Here is a 14,586-nt window from a genome sequence, read left to right on the forward strand (position 1 = left end):
GCGGGTTAGCGCCGTGTCAGGTAAACCCCGCACTCAAGGTGGTCTGTATACGGAAACTGATCGAACACGGCAAACCGCTCTATCCGGTGACTCCGGGTAATTACCTTCAGATTTTCTTTCAATGTTTCCGGATTACAGGAGATATACAGTATATGCGGGTATTCAATGACCTGTGAGACGGTCTCGTCATCCAGACCGGCTCTGGGCGGATCCACCAGCACCGTGGAGAAGCGGCACTCTTCTAGCGCCAGTCCCTGAACCTTGCGCGTCTCTTTCTGACCTTTCAACACCAGCGACAGGTCTTCTGAGGGCATCCGCAGCACATCGATATTGTCGATACCGTTCTGCTCGATATTAAAGCGCGCCGAACGTACCGACTCCTTGGATATCTCTGTGGCGACTACCCGTCGGAAATTCTGCGCCAGCGGCAGCGTGAAGTTACCGTTCCCGCAATAAAACTCCACCAGGTCACCACCGGCATCACGACTGGCATCCAGTGCCCAGGCGATCATCTGCCGACAGACTTCACCGTTAGGCTGGGTAAAGCTGTTTTCAGTTTGCTTGTAACTGTAGGTGCGCCCGTTTATATCGAGCTGCTCAATAACAAAATCCTTATCCAGAACGATCTTATTCTTGCGTGAGCGGCCAATAATATCGATACCGAACTTTTCACGCAGCGGACGCACCGCCTCGATCCACTCATCACCAATCGGCCGATGGTAAAGCAGGCTGACCAGCAATTCGCCTGAAAGAGTGCTGAGAAAGTCGATCTGAAACAGTTTAAAACGCAGACGTGGATCGGGACGGATCACATCCAGCAGCTCAAACATCATATCGTGGATACGCCGCGATACCATGGGGCAACGGTCTATCCGAACCGGCGCACGCTTATTCCCCGGCTCGAACATCACATAATACAGATCGTCGCCGTCATGCCAGACACGGAACTCGGCACGCATCCGGTAGTGTTCCGTCGGTGATCGGTAAAGGTCCACGTCGGGAATGTCGAACTCGGCGAAAGTCGCCTCCACGTAGGCGCGTTTGCGCTGCAGTTGAGCTTCGTACTGACTGGGATCGACCTGGGGCAAAGACATGGTAACCTCGGTGTGGGGCAAAACAGGGCGCGATTCTAGCAGCACCGCCCCGGCGCTCCAACATCCGCTTCAGCCACCGGTCCAGCACCGGCTCAGGCGACGGGCATATTCACCGCTGTACATCTCCCAGTCCGCCTGACGGCCGACCTGTTTAATCTGGGACAGGTACTCCAGACAAAGCTGTCCACTCAGCCTGCACTCCAGACGATTGGGGGGATCGGGCAAAAGCGAGTCGGCAACGTGTAACGCCGTTAACACACTGAACGAGGCATCGCCTGCCCCTTTTGGCGTCGCATGATAGAGCACTGCCCGCACCACCACCGGCGAAACACCCCAGCGTTGCAGCATGGAAGCGGCCAGCTCACTGTGACTGACCTGATACTCCAGCTTTTCCATCGCCGTTAGAGAACGGCCCAGCAGCACCGCGCGTTCCGCCACCTGGAGATAACGTTGCGGATCCAGCATCACCAATGCCCGCATACCCAGATCATGAAACAACCCCGCCGCCATCGCCTGAAGCTGCTGAATACGGTCACGCCCGTGAACCTGGGCCATGCGCTGGGCCAGCAGTCCACACGCCAGCGCCCGGTCAGTCAAACCCGAGAACGGAAACCCTTTCCACCCCTCCGGCTCGGCAAAGGCCAGCTCTGCATGCACTCTCAGATTGAGTGCCCGCAGCGTACGAAAGCCAACCTGTGGCACCACGTCATTGATATTGAATATATGCTTATCGAAGCCAAACAGCGGAGAGTTGAGCAGAGCGAGCACACCACGTAGCTGAGCCACGGCACCACGATAGCTGGGTGCGACCTGAGTCACACGCTCATCAGCCCGGTCATCGATAAAACTGTCCAGCACACCCACCTGAGCCGGTGGCGGCGACAGGCCACCCAGCGCTTCGAAGAGGTCACAAAATACCGAGCTGTTTAGCCGATCACGTACCCGACGAGCCCGGGCAACTGTCATTTTGAGTTTTTCGGCGGGGATATTGGCCTGCAACGAGGCGTGCGCAAGATCACTCCCCTCGACCACAAACCGGGCGCTGGCATCCTGGCTCAGCAGCAAACGGATGATATTGGGCCAGCGTTCACCCAACTTACGCAGTAATCTGAGCACACTCAGACTGTCTCCCCGGGTTCGCACCACAACAAGCTCAGGCGATGGGACTTCCTCATCGTCCAGCAACGCCAGCAACTCAGTCGCACTTTCACAGCGTTGAATCGCCCAGCCATCCAGCTGAAATGCGCCACCAACTGGCAAACCGATCTCGCAAACTATTAACCTCTCCATGGATGCCACCTGATTTAATCGGACCCTTTACCTGGAGTAGCGGCCCGCCTGTTTCCCTTCATAAGCTCGCTAATAAAGCGTAAAATCGCCCGCTATCCTATTCGCGAACAAGATTTGAGCTCCCGATGACCGAAAGCAAGCGCAAGATTCTCGTTACCAGTGCCCTGCCCTATGCCAACGGGCCCATCCACCTGGGCCATCTCGTGGAATATATTCAGACCGACATCTGGGTGCGTTTTCAGAAACAGCGTGGCCACCAGTGTACGTATGTCTGCGCGGATGATGCCCATGGCACGCCGATTATGCTCAAGGCAGACCAGCTGGGACTTTCGCCGCAGGAACTGATCGATAAAGTCAGCGCCGAGCACCAGCGTGACTTCGCCGGTTTCATGGTCGGGTTTGACAACTATTACTCTACCCACTCGGAAGAGAACCGTCATTTCGCAACGCTTATTTATCAGCGTTTGCATGACGCCGGTCATATTGCGCGCCGAACAATCACCCAAGCGTTTGACCCTGAGAAGCAGATGTTCCTGCCTGACCGCTTCATCAAGGGCGAGTGCCCCAAGTGTGGCGCAGCGGACCAGTACGGCGACTCCTGTGAGGCCTGCGGTGCCACCTATCAGCCCACCGAACTGAAAAACGCCTACTCCGCGATCTCCGGTGCCAAACCTGTCGAGAAGGAGTCGGAGCACTTTTTCTTCAAGCTGGGCGACTTCGACCAGTTCCTGCGCACCTGGGTTAACGAGCACGTGCAAAGCCAGATGATCCACAAGCTCAACGAGTGGTTCGAATCCGGCCTGCAGCAGTGGGATATCTCCCGTGATGCGCCCTACTGGGGTTTCCAGATCCCGGGCCAAGAGAACAAGTACTTCTATGTCTGGTTGGACGCGCCTATCGGTTACATGGCCAGCTTCAAGAACTGGTGTGACAAGAACGGCGTCGACTTCGACGAATACTGGAAACCAGGCTCCAGCGCCGAGCTGTACCACTTTATCGGCAAGGATATCGCCTACTTCCACACGCTGTTCTGGCCCGCCGAGTTGCACGGTGCCGGCTTCCGCACACCCACCGGGGTGTTCTGCCATGGCTTCCTGACCGTTAACGGCCAGAAGATGTCCAAATCCCGCGGCACCTTCATCATGGCGGAAACCTACCTCAAGCACCTGCGCCCGGAATATCTGCGTTATTACTTTGCGGCCAAGCTCAGCTCCGGTATCGACGATATCGACCTGAGCCTGGAAGACTTCCGTTTCCGCGTCAATTCCGACCTGGTCAACAAAGTGGTCAACATCGCCAGCCGCTGTGCAGGCTTCATTCACAAAAAGTTTGACGGCGAACTGGATAGCCAACTGACCAACGCGGGCCTCTACCACGAAGCGGTCTCGGCCGGGCGCAGCATCGCCGAAGCCTACGAGAAGCGTGAGTACAGCCGCGCCATGCGTGAAATCATGCAGATCGCGGACAAAGCCAACCAGTATATCGATAACGCCGAGCCCTGGGTGCTGGCCAAGCAGGAAGGCCGTGAAGCCGAGGTCCAGGCATGCTGCACCCTGGGCATCAACCTGTTCCGCGTAATCATCAGCTACCTGGCACCGGTGTTGCCGCACGTGGCACAGGAGGCGGCCGCCTTCCTGAATATTGACGGCTTTACCTGGGACGCTATCGAGAAACCGCTGCTCAGCCACAAGATCAACAAGTTCAAGCCACTGATGCAGCGCGTGGAACCGGAAGCGATCGAGAAGATGATCGAAGACTCCCGACAGAGCCTGGAGGCCGCCGCTGCGGTGCAGCCGGCCAAGGCAAAAGCGGCGAAGAAACCGGAACAGGAAGCGATCGCCGATACCATCGAGTTTGGGGATTTTGCCAAGGTCGATCTGCGCATCGCCCGGATCGCCAAAGCGGAACATGTGGAGGGAGCCGACAAACTGCTGCGCCTGACACTGGATATCGGCGAGGAGAATACCCGCAATGTATTTGCAGGTATCAAGTCGGCCTACAACCCGGAGGAGCTGGAAGGCAAGCTCACCGTGATGGTCGCCAACCTGGCACCGCGTAAGATGAAGTTCGGTGTATCCGAAGGGATGGTGCTCGCCGCCGGACCTGGCGGCAAAGAGCTTTGGATTCTGGAGCCACACGAAGGTGCTCAGCCGGGCATGCGAATCAAGTAGCGCGACTCCCGCTAAAAGAGCCGGCCCAGCGCCGGCTTTTTACTGCCTGCTCAGTAACAGATTAGCACCGGATACAGCTAAAAAGGTGGCACACCCCTTGTTAAACCGAGCCGCCATTTTAGGCTTCGAAAACCAGCTGCGCAGGTACAGGCCAAACATCGAATAGATTGATATGGCCAGCATCTCCAGCAGTAGAAAGGTCAGCCCAAGCACAAAAAACTGTTCCTTCACATCGCCCGCCACATCGACAAACTGCGGCAGGAACGCGGTAAAAATCAGAATCGCCTTTGGGTTCCCCGCTGCCAGCGCAAACTCCTGCCGAACTAACGCTGCGCGGTTTTGAGTGGCATTCACGTCGGAGACCGGACTTGCCTGGGAGCGCCAGAGCTTAAAAGCGATCCAAAGCAGGTACAGCGCGCCCACCAGCTTTATTAAGAAAAACAGCGTTTCCGACGTATACAGCACCACCGCCAAACCGGATGCGGCCAGAGCAATCATCCCGGAAAACGCCGTAATACGCCCCAGCCCCGCGATGAAAGCAGACTGAAAACCATAGCAACGCGCGTTATTCATGGACAGCAAGTTGTTGGGCCCCGGCGTCATATTGAGGGCAAAGCATGCCGGTATAAAAAGTAATAACTTCCAGAGTTCCATCGTCGTTCCCGATCTATCCGAGCCCACAGAGGGTAATAAAAAAACCCACCTCGCTGGGTGGGTTTATGACGCCTTGATCGCGTGCCAGAACGCCCACCGCTCCTAGAGAGAGATGATGACTCGCACGATTGATCGCATAAGGCTTGATTTCATCGTTTGATCATTATGGATGCGGTCATTATTGTCAACCCGGCCCGGGGTTAGACACTGGGCGCTATGTCGTTAACCTTCACCGCGCCAGCGCGGCGGCGAATATGCAGACCAAGGCCCAGCAGGACCAGCGACATCATGGAGAGCAGCATGAAGCCGGGCTGCAGGAATCCGCTGACATCGCGGATAAAGCCGAGCAAGAGGTTACCCAGAGCGCCGCCCAGCCCGAAGGTCACCATGCAGATACCGCTGATCTGCATGGTTGCAGTGGCGGAGTACTGCTGGTTTACCCAGCCCGCGACGATCCCCCACATCGGGAAGTACATCAAGCCATAACCGAAGCTTGCCAGCAGCACCATCTCGGCGGGGCTATAGGAGAACGCCAGCTGGCCGAGTGCGAATACCGCGAAGATCAGGAGCAGCGCGGTTGCATGGCCCTTGCGATCCGCCAGCTTACCGGTTACGAAGCCGGCGACCATGCCGGTAATTCCAACGGTAGACCAGCTGTAACCGCCCAACTCAGCCGGCAGTTTCAACTCTTCCAGATAGGTGTTGAGCCAGGTTGAAAACGGCATGGTGCAGAAGCCAACCAGAAAGCAGATCAGACAGGCAAAGAAAGCGGTGCGTTCAGTGAACAGGGTTTTGAGTAACTGGGATACCGGAATCGCCGCTGGACCACTACCCGCCGCATGCAGTTCAGGTTCAGGCAGGGTGCGCAGCATGTACCAGGTAACGCCCAATACCAGCGCACCCATTATCCCCGCCAGGCGCCAGCTACTCTCCCAGCCCCAGAACGGTACGATCCACAGAATAACCAGCCCTGTGATTCCGTACCCCCAGGCCGTACCGCTGGATGCACTGGAAAGATAGGTAGACCGGCGATCCTGTGGCGCGCAACGGCTGATGATTTCGACAATAGCCCCCCAGCTCATGGCTGCACTCGCTGCCAGAACGACCAGCGCCAGAATAATATTCAGCGGTTGCTGCAACATCGGCATGCTGAACAGCAGCGACGTAGAAATCGCACCGCTCACCAGGGCAATCTTTCGTGTACCCAGCTTAGGCCCGATCAGACCCAGGATCAGTGCGCCCCCCAGATAAGCCAACTGAGTCAAGGCACCGGCCAGCGCCAGATGCCAGTAACTGAGACCTGTAGATTCCCGCATCAGGGGCACTAGGGCCGCAAACAGGAACATTCCAAAGCCATGGCTGACCACTTGGTTCATGCCAAAAACAACCGCCATACGCATATCAGTGACTCCATCCTCGACGAGGCAGGCGCAGCCCAATGCGCGCCGACGGAGCGACAATAATCAGTTGTCAGGATTCATCAAAGCGAATTATATTGAGCTCTACATTCAACTTTATTGAAGTCTGAGCATGGCCGACCTTCCTATCCCGCTGCTGCGTACATTCGTTGTTGTTGCCGATACACTGAACCTGACGACAGCAGCAAACTTGTTGCACCGAGCCCCCTCAACAATCAGCATGCAGATCAACCGCTTAGAGGATCTGGTGACGACACAGCTGCTACGGCGAGGACAGTACGGGGTACGGCTGACCGTTGCCGGTGAGCACCTCAACACTCACGCGCAGCAGTTGCTGGCGATGCATGATCGAATTCTGGGCGGATTTCAGAACGCGGATATTACCGGCAAGGTACGTCTTGGCACCCATGACCTTTACATTACCCGGGCTCTGACGCCGTTGCTGGAGAGCTACAAGCTCTGCTACCCGGAGGCGCAACTGGAAGTGATCTGCGACCATCGACCCGGTTACCTGGCCTCACTGGTTGAGGATCATCGGCTGGATATCGCACTGGTGGAAATGCCGGCCCTGTCGGATGGTGGCTTACGTATGAGCCAGGACCGCCTAGTCTGGGTACGCGGAGAGCATCATCCGCTTCAGCCTGACGAACCTATCCCGCTGGCCATGTTTCCGGATGGATGCTTTTATCGCGAATCTGCGATCAAGGCGATGCAACGCCGAGGCCTACCCTACCGAGTAACCTTTACCAGCCATAGCCGAGCCGGCGTATTGGCGGCGGTGCGGGCAGGCCTGGGGATCGGCGTACTGCCCCTGATGGCCCTGGAACCCGGGCTTCAGGTGATCGAAGAAGACCTCCCACCGCTACCACAGACAGAAGCAACCCTGTTCATGGCTGAAAAGGCCAATGCGGCAACCGCTCGTCTGGCTCAAACCATCGAGGAGAGCCCCCTGTTCCGCCACCCGGAGCTAAGCAGCCTGCTGGAACCCACAGCTCAGGAGTAATCCTGATCCGGATTGGCCAGTTTTACCTCCAGCGGCGCTGGCTTTTCACCTGCGGGCATGCCGATCATCTCGTTGTACGGGCTTTCGTGAACCAACACTGTATGCGTGACACCCAGCCCCTTGAACGGATACTTGGCATCGAGCTGACTGTGGAAGCGCATAATCACGCCGTTGTCATCACACAGATTCAGAAGCTCGTCACCTGTTTGCAGCTTTATCTGGACCAGATACAGACTGCTCTCGAAAGCCCGAAGAACCAATCGATCAATCTGTCCGGCGCTTTGTTTCACGTCGTCTAACACTATTTTCATCACGCTCTCCCTGTTGCATTTTTGCATTTACGAAGACCCGGCCAGAACAGTTTATTTTCAGTGCGTTTTTGGGTTAAAACACCTAGCGACTTCTGACGGAGACAGAGCATGAGATTTCTGATCATTGGCGCAGGTGGCATTGGTTGTTATTACGGAGCCCGCCTGCTGGAAGCCGGGCACAGGGTCACCTTTGTTGCCCGCGGGGCGCATCTGGACGCGATGCAGGAAACCCTGACCGTGGAGCATGAAGCGCTTCACTTTAGCGGCAAAGTCGATGCCCGTGCCATGGACGCCGTTGTTCAACAAACCCAATGTGACGATTTTGACCTCATCATCGTGGCGTTAAAATCCGGCGCATCCGCAGGCTGGCTTGAGCAGTGCAGCACCTGGCTGAAGAATGGGCGTACGCCCCTGCTGTCTCTGCAAAACGGCGTCGACAACGAGCCTCAGATTGCAGAATGCGTCGGCGAGTCACGCACGCTGGGCGGCCTGGCGGTTCGTATCGGCGGTCATATCATTGCCCCGGGCCAGGTGGAAGCACGGGGACCGGCTCAGGTCGTGATGGGATACTGGCCCAACACCAGGTCCGATGATGCGCGCCTGAACAGGCTGACTCAGGTATTTAACGAAGCCGGCATTCCGACCCGGGTCTCCGCGGAGATACGCTATGAACTGTGGAAAAAGCTGGTCATCAACAACGGTGTGAATCCGCTAAGCGCCTTGACCGGGCTGGATACCCGCACCCTCACCGCGGACCCCGTTCTGGGGGCCACCGTCTACCGGATGATGCAGGAAACCGCCGTGGCTGCGAAGGCCGATGATGTGGAGCTGACCGCCACCGATGTGGATGAGATGTTCGAACTGATCAGCACCTTCGACGCGATAAAAACGTCGATGCTGGTGGATCGTGAAAAGGGCCGCCCGCTGGAGCTGGACGACATCAGCGGGGCCGTGATTCGCCGCTGCGAACAACTTGGACAACAAGCGCCCTGGACCTCAACCGTAGAGCGATTGCTCCGCCTCGACATCCGCCCTTTGCAATGGCGGCCTCAGCCGGGATAATGCCCGGCTTTCAATGATGAGGACCTTGGGATGACACTGGAACAGCTCACTGCCCGTCTGGGTACCGATGAGACGATCGACTTTGAAGACGTGATCGCATTTATTGGCGAGCACTTCGAATACACCCCTTGCGCTTTCCGCAACGGTGACCTGCATAATGAAGCCGGTCAAAACGAAGGCTCCTGCAAGATTCTCGCCTTCGGTCAGCTGGCGGGCCTTAGCGAAGCGCAGACACTCGCCTGCTTCGGCCGTTTTTACCGCGATGTACTCGCCACGCCCGAGGGCTCTGATCACGGTAACATTCGTAACTTTATAGATAAGGGCTGGTCCGGTATCCGTTTCGAAGGTATACCGCTGGCCCCCCGATAGAGGTTCAATCGCCTCACACCCTGCCCTGCGCCGCCATCAGTGCCTGTCGTTTCTGCTCAAGCTGAGCGACCGAGAGGCGGGCGGCCAGTTCCCGCACGGGCTCACTGACCTCCGCCACTCGAAACCGGGTAATATTAGCCAGTTCCCGCTGCGCCGGCGGTAACAACTCACGGCGCTGCACCATGCCACCCTCATCATCGGCATGGATATAGATCACCTCGCCGATGCCGGCGTAAAGAATACGCGTTAAACACATCGGGCAGGGTTCCAATGTGACGAGCAGGCTTAACTCACAGGGCGGCGGATGCTCCTCATCCAATGACTCCAGTGTATCCAGTGCCCGCATCTCCGCGTGCCCAGCGGAGTCCAGCGCATCACCGAACAGATGATTACGCCCCTCGGCAAAGATGCGATGTTCCTCACTCATTACCAGCGCCCCCACTCCATAACCACCTCCTGCCAGTGCATTCAGGGCCAGTCGACAGGCATGCAGAGCCGGCACTTCATCCCGAAAACGCAGGTCGGGCTCAATTCCGTCATAAGCGGCCCGTAACTGTGCGGTGGAGTCTTGATATTCACTCATTTTTCTACCCCTGGAACCGATCTGTAGTGCTACCCTTAGCATAGACGCAGCCAAAATCCGAATGGTACAAAACACTCGACTCCAAGGGTTTCCCCATGAACAGCGTTACCTGGCACGGCCATGAGCGCCGCAGACAACCGGACCGCCGCATTAGCGCAGACCGCCGAGAGGATATCCGCTTCGAACCCGGCAAACCGGACCGCCGCCGGAACCGGGGCCGACGCGAGGAAGACCGGGACTTCTGGGTCGAAGCGTTACAGCAGGAATAACCTGCGTCACCGAAGCGTCACAGCCCCGTCAATGACCTGTCATCTATCCGTCTTAGATTAGTCGCGTCCCTGTCATACCGGCGAGACTAAAGATGGAAATCAACGTAGAACAGGTACTGACTGCCAAGTACCCGGGCTTTGCCCAAAAACCTGCCCTGCTGCGCCGTCTGGCGCTGTTTGTTCTCCGAAGACTACTGCACGAAAGCGAGGTAAACCGCTTCTTACAGGAGAATCAGGCGCTTCAGGGATTCGAGTTTATCGACCGGGTTCTGGACTACTTCAGTTTCGGCTACAGCGTCAGCAGCAAAGAGCGTGCAAATATTCCCTCCAGCGGTCGCGTGCTGATCGTTGCTAATCACCCGCTGGGGGCGCTGGATGGCCTGGCGCTGCTTAAACTGGTCGGCGAGGTACGTCGGGATGTACGGATCATCGCCAATGATGTGCTGATGCACTTCGACCCTTTGCAAAATCTTTTTCTACCGGTCGACAATCTGGGAAAAAGCACCGGCAAAAAGCAGGTGGCGCGCATCGTAGAGTGCCTGCGCAATGACGAAGCCGTGATCGTTTTTCCGGCGGGTGAAGTGTCCCGCGCCAGCGTCACCGGCATCAAGGATGGCCCGTGGAACAGCGGTTTTCTGATGTTCGCACGCCGTGCTAACGCGCCCATTTTACCGGTTCACGTGGGTGGCAAAAATTCATCCCTGTTTTACACGCTCTCCAGCATCAATAAAAACGCATCGGCGCTGCTGTTGGCTCATGAGATGTTCAACAAGCGCTCCAAGACGCTGCCTCTGCGTATTGGTGAGCCGGTGGCTTTCAGTCAGATCGATACGCTGCCTATCACCAACAAACTGAAGGCAAAACTGCTCAAAAAACACCTGTACCGGATAGCCCGCAACCGGCGCCCGCTGTTCAAGACCGAGAAAACCATCGCCCACCCCCAGAACCGGCAGCGCCTCAAGCAGGAGTTGCGCGACGCCGAGCTTTTAGGCGAAACGGCGGATGGTAAAAAGATCTATTTGTTCGATTATCACAGTGACTCCGCCGTCATGGCCGAGATCGGCCGACTGCGAGAAATCGCCTTTCGTTGTGTCGGCGAAGGCACCGGCGACAAACGTGATCTGGATCGCTACGACCGGTACTACCGCCATCTGATCCTCTGGGACGAGGAGGATCTGGAGATCGCCGGTGCTTACCGGCTCGCGGAAGCCGGTAAACTGCTCACGCAGCAGAATACCGATGCGCTCTACAGCGCCAGTCTGTTTCAGCTCAACCCGTCGATGCAGCCTTTTCTGAACCAGGGAATCGAACTGGGCCGCAGTTTTGTCCAGCCCCGCTACTGGGGTCGGCGCAGCCTGGACTACCTCTGGTATGGCATTGGTGCCTACCTGCGCAAACACCCGGAAGTACGTTACATGTTCGGCCCGGTGAGCCTGAGCAATAGCTATCCGAAACGCGCACGTGACCTGCTGGTCTGGTTCTACAGTCACTATTTTCCCGATAACGACAACCTGGGCCGCTCTAATAGCCCCTATCCACTGGATGCCGAAGCCCGCGCCGATATCAGCCGACTCTTTGACGGCCATGATTACACCCTCGATTTCGGCCGTCTGCGTGAACAGCTTGAATTCCTGGGCGTGTCGGTACCGACGCTGTACAAGCAGTACAGTGAACTCTGCGAACCCGGCGGGGTTCGCTTCGTCGATTTCGGTGTCGATGCGGATTTCAATTATTGCGTAGATGGCCTGGTGATGGTCGATACCCAAGCCGTAAAGGCACGTAAACGACTGCGCTATATAGGCGAGGCAGACACCGCCCAGACAGTGCAAACGGAGGCCGAAGCCGTCTAGACTAGGGGCATCGATCACCATTAAAACGGTCAGCCATGTCCAAGTCCATCACGCCGGTCTCGGCATCAACCGAAATCGATGCCTTTATCGAGAAAGCGCGGCAGCCAGTCCCTGCATCACGCAAGCAGGGTCGTCTGATGTTCGCGCTGGATGCAACGGCGAGCCGCCACCCGACCTGGGACCGCGCCTGTGATCTGCAGGCCGAGATGTTTCTCGCCACCCGGGATAAGGCCAACCTGGCCGTACAACTCTGCTATTACCGCGGCTATCGTGAGTTTCACTACTCCGACTGGCTGACTCAAACCGACCAGCTGTTACGGGAAATGACGTCGGTTACCTGCCTCGGCGGGCATACGCAAATTGAGCGCGTCCTCAAACACGCCCTCAGAGAGTCGCGCAATGCGCCCATCAACGCGCTGGTGCTGGTGGGTGACTGTTGCGAAGAGTCGATCGATCCTATCTGCCAGCTGGCCGGTGAACTGGGTCTGCGCGGTACCCCCCTGTTCTGCTTTCACGAAGGTGAAGACCCCACCGGCCGTCTGGTGTTCGAGCAGGTCGCTCGACTATCCGGAGGGGCATTCGCCCGTTTCGATCTGCACAGCGCCGAGCGCTTGAGGGAGCTTTTGGGCGCTGCGGCGGTCTACGCTACGGGAGGCCTGAGCGCGTTGGAGCAGTACAGCCGGGGCAAAGGCGAGTCACTCAAGGCTCTGACTCACCAGCTACGCAAGGGTTAACGGGAACCGCTAAGGATTAAAGTTTTGAACCCCATAGGATTGATTTTACTGGCTCTGGTCGGCGCCGGCGGCTTTCTCTGGCTACGCCGCCAGCCCCCCCAGGATAGGAACCGGGCCGCGCTGAAACTGGCGCTGCTGCTGATATTGCTGGGCCTGCTGTTTCTCGCAATCACCGGACGCCTGCATTGGCTGGGCGCTTTGGTTGCCCTGCTGCTGCCTATCGCGCAACGCCTACTTCCGCTATTGGTTCGCATTCTGCCCTGGCTGAGCCGACTGCGCGCCGGCCATCGCCGACAACAGAACCGGAGTGGGCAAAGCTCCACCGTGAGAAGCCGGATGATTCTGATGACACTGGACCACGATAGCGGGGATATTGATGGCGAAGTGCTGGAAGGGCCGTTCAGTGGACAGAAGCTGAGCGCTTTAAGCGAAGCACAATTTATCGAACTGCTACAGGCGTGCCGAGCCAGCGATCAGGATTCCGCCCGGTTACTGGAAACCTACCTGGATAAGCGTTTTGGCCAGTCCTGGCGCGAGGATGATCCGGGTGACAACCAGGGTGAATCGGTGAACGGTAGCGCTTCGGATGGGCAGATGACCGAAAAAGATGCGCTGGATATTCTGGGGCTCGAGGCGGGCGCGGATCGGGATGCAATCGTGGACGCGCATCGACGCCTGATGCAGCGCAACCACCCCGACCGGGGCGGCAGCGCTTGGCTCGCCGCCCGAATCAATGAAGCCAAATCGGTCCTGCTGGGGAAACGGTCAGGGTAGGTTTTTCCAGCCCGGACTCTGCAGCGGCAACCCCAGCGGGGTCATTACGACACCCTCCCCCAGAGCCGGCGAATACCCTCTCAAGCGAAGCTCACCGTTGGCACTGATCCGCCAGGGCAGGGTCATATCAACGCTTTCGCCGGCCTCATCCATCACCTCAAGTAGCAAGCGATCACGCCCAACCCATTGCCAACGGGCTACCCGCGCATCCAGAGGCTGACCACTGCCGTTGTTCTCCACCCAGCGGGCAGTGCCATCCTCTTTCAGCAGCAGATCCAAGCGACGTAAATACTGCGGATCGGTTCGGTAGCGGGAGGTCAGCGCCAGCCATTGGAGATCTCCCATGCGGGCACAGCCCTCAAAACGCTCATGGTCAAACTCCAGATCGGCTTTGAGATGATACCGGTAACCCCGCTGATCAAAACAGGGTTCCTCTCTGACCTCCAGCCACAGATCCAGCCGCCCGGAATCCGACTCCAGGCGGCTTTCCCAGCGCCAGATATGGCCGATGCGCATCGGATCCGGATCTGTAAACACCAGCGTCTGGCGACGCTCCGGTAGACGCAGCGTCAACTGATCGCGGTAGAGATTGACTGCCCACCCAGGCCCCTCTCCACCGGCATGCAAATACACACCGGGCAGGTCACGCGCGCATGAAGAAAGCGTTCCACCGACCACTCGGGCCTCGCTCAACTGCCAATCCCCACTGGCCTGTTGGTCGCCCCACCCCTCCAGGTAAATCGGTAGCAACGCACGGTTCGGGTTTTTATCAAGGAAAGACTGCAGCGCATCCGGCAGTGAGCTTTGTCTATGCCAATGGCTCCCGTGGCAGGGCCTGAAACGCATGCCATCCTGATCAATAATGGCCATGCCCCGTTGATAAAGCTGGCCCGCCTGCTGAGGCTGGGTCTGGCATCCCGCAACCCATAGCGCAAACAGCAAACAAAGCGCCCCCCTCATTGTGCCGACTCCCTATAACGAAACAGCCTGAAGCTTACTCCGGC

The 14,586-nt window shown here is 57.5% G+C and carries 15 protein-coding genes; 8 read left to right on the top strand and 7 right to left on the bottom strand.

The window, feature by feature from the left end:
• Nucleotides 1-5: 5 nt before the first annotated feature.
• Both trmA and G403_RS0113690 read right to left on the bottom strand, forming a co-directional pair.
• Nucleotides 6-1,094 carry a tRNA (uridine(54)-C5)-methyltransferase TrmA gene (gene trmA / locus G403_RS0113685; RefSeq protein WP_027854485.1) on the bottom strand — a complete coding sequence of 363 codons (1,089 nt, stop codon included), beginning with the start codon at nt 1,092-1,094 and terminating at the stop codon, nt 6-8.
• Between the two features lie 69 nt (nt 1,095-1,163).
• On the bottom strand, nt 1,164-2,384 hold the full coding sequence (locus tag G403_RS0113690) for an HDOD domain-containing protein (RefSeq protein ID WP_027854486.1): 1,221 nt from the start codon (nt 2,382-2,384) through the stop codon (nt 1,164-1,166).
• A 125-nt stretch (nt 2,385-2,509) separates the two neighbouring features.
• On the opposite strand from G403_RS0113690, the gene metG reads away from it, so the two are divergent.
• On the top strand, nt 2,510-4,555 hold the full coding sequence (gene metG, locus G403_RS0113695; protein WP_027854487.1) for a methionine--tRNA ligase: 2,046 nt from the start codon (nt 2,510-2,512) through the stop codon (nt 4,553-4,555).
• 39 nt (nt 4,556-4,594) lie between these two features.
• Here the strand turns inward: metG and G403_RS0113700 are convergent, their stop codons facing one another.
• Nucleotides 4,595-5,209 carry a LysE family translocator gene (locus tag G403_RS0113700; protein ID WP_027854488.1) on the bottom strand — a complete coding sequence of 205 codons (615 nt, stop codon included), beginning with the start codon at nt 5,207-5,209 and terminating at the stop codon, nt 4,595-4,597.
• A 200-nt stretch (nt 5,210-5,409) separates the two neighbouring features.
• On the bottom strand, nt 5,410-6,609 hold the full coding sequence (locus tag G403_RS23350; RefSeq protein ID WP_051299022.1) for an MFS transporter: 1,200 nt from the start codon (nt 6,607-6,609) through the stop codon (nt 5,410-5,412).
• Between the two features lie 130 nt (nt 6,610-6,739).
• Here G403_RS23350 and G403_RS0113710 point away from each other — a divergent pair, with 130 nt between their 5' ends.
• On the top strand, nt 6,740-7,630 hold the full coding sequence (locus G403_RS0113710; RefSeq protein ID WP_027854489.1) for a LysR family transcriptional regulator: 891 nt from the start codon (nt 6,740-6,742) through the stop codon (nt 7,628-7,630).
• On the opposite strand, the gene G403_RS0113715 is transcribed toward G403_RS0113710, so the two are convergent.
• Entirely contained in the window at nt 7,621-7,941 is a 321-nt protein-coding gene (locus tag G403_RS0113715; protein WP_036233845.1) for a DUF6482 family protein, read from the bottom strand. The two genes, G403_RS0113710 and G403_RS0113715, sit on opposite strands and share 10 nt — an antisense overlap.
• Nucleotides 7,942-8,049: 108 nt before the next feature.
• Between G403_RS0113715 and G403_RS23355 the strand changes: the two genes are divergently transcribed.
• Nucleotides 8,050-9,003, top strand: coding sequence for a ketopantoate reductase family protein (locus G403_RS23355; RefSeq protein WP_036233848.1), 954 nt, complete (start codon nt 8,050-8,052; stop codon nt 9,001-9,003).
• 30 nt (nt 9,004-9,033) lie between these two features.
• Nucleotides 9,034-9,372 carry a HopJ type III effector protein gene (locus G403_RS0113725; protein WP_027854491.1) on the top strand — a complete coding sequence of 113 codons (339 nt, stop codon included), beginning with the start codon at nt 9,034-9,036 and terminating at the stop codon, nt 9,370-9,372.
• Between the two features lie 13 nt (nt 9,373-9,385).
• Here G403_RS0113725 and G403_RS0113730 read toward each other — a convergent pair whose 3' ends face one another.
• Nucleotides 9,386-9,955, bottom strand: a complete 570-nt coding sequence (locus G403_RS0113730) for a nucleoside deaminase (RefSeq protein ID WP_051299024.1) — start codon at nt 9,953-9,955, stop codon at nt 9,386-9,388.
• A gap of 95 nt (nt 9,956-10,050) precedes the next feature.
• Here G403_RS0113730 and G403_RS25475 point away from each other — a divergent pair, with 95 nt between their 5' ends.
• The 4 genes from G403_RS25475 to G403_RS0113750 all read left to right on the top strand — a co-directional run bounded on the left by G403_RS25475 (nt 10,051) and on the right by G403_RS0113750 (nt 13,582).
• Complete coding sequence (locus G403_RS25475; protein WP_169719908.1) at nt 10,051-10,224, top strand: hypothetical protein; 174 nt, start codon at nt 10,051-10,053, stop codon at nt 10,222-10,224.
• A gap of 92 nt (nt 10,225-10,316) precedes the next feature.
• Complete coding sequence (gene olsF, locus G403_RS23360) at nt 10,317-12,074, top strand: bifunctional ornithine lipid synthase OlsF (RefSeq protein WP_051299026.1); 1,758 nt, start codon at nt 10,317-10,319, stop codon at nt 12,072-12,074.
• 35 nt (nt 12,075-12,109) lie between these two features.
• Complete coding sequence (locus tag G403_RS0113745; RefSeq protein ID WP_027854493.1) at nt 12,110-12,808, top strand: vWA domain-containing protein; 699 nt, start codon at nt 12,110-12,112, stop codon at nt 12,806-12,808.
• A gap of 24 nt (nt 12,809-12,832) precedes the next feature.
• Nucleotides 12,833-13,582: a J domain-containing protein gene (locus tag G403_RS0113750; RefSeq protein WP_027854494.1), complete on the top strand. Its 750-nt coding sequence runs from the start codon at nt 12,833-12,835 to the stop codon at nt 13,580-13,582.
• On the opposite strand, the gene G403_RS0113755 is transcribed toward G403_RS0113750, so the two are convergent.
• Nucleotides 13,574-14,542 (bottom strand): hypothetical protein, encoded by a 969-nt coding sequence (locus G403_RS0113755; RefSeq protein ID WP_027854495.1) that lies wholly within the window; start codon nt 14,540-14,542, stop codon nt 13,574-13,576. The two genes, G403_RS0113750 and G403_RS0113755, sit on opposite strands and share 9 nt — an antisense overlap.
• Between the last annotated feature and the right edge of the window lie 44 nt (nt 14,543-14,586).

Source organism: Marinobacterium litorale DSM 23545, from assembly GCF_000428985.1.
Classification (GTDB): Bacteria; Pseudomonadota; Gammaproteobacteria; order Pseudomonadales; family Balneatricaceae; genus Marinobacterium_D; species Marinobacterium_D litorale.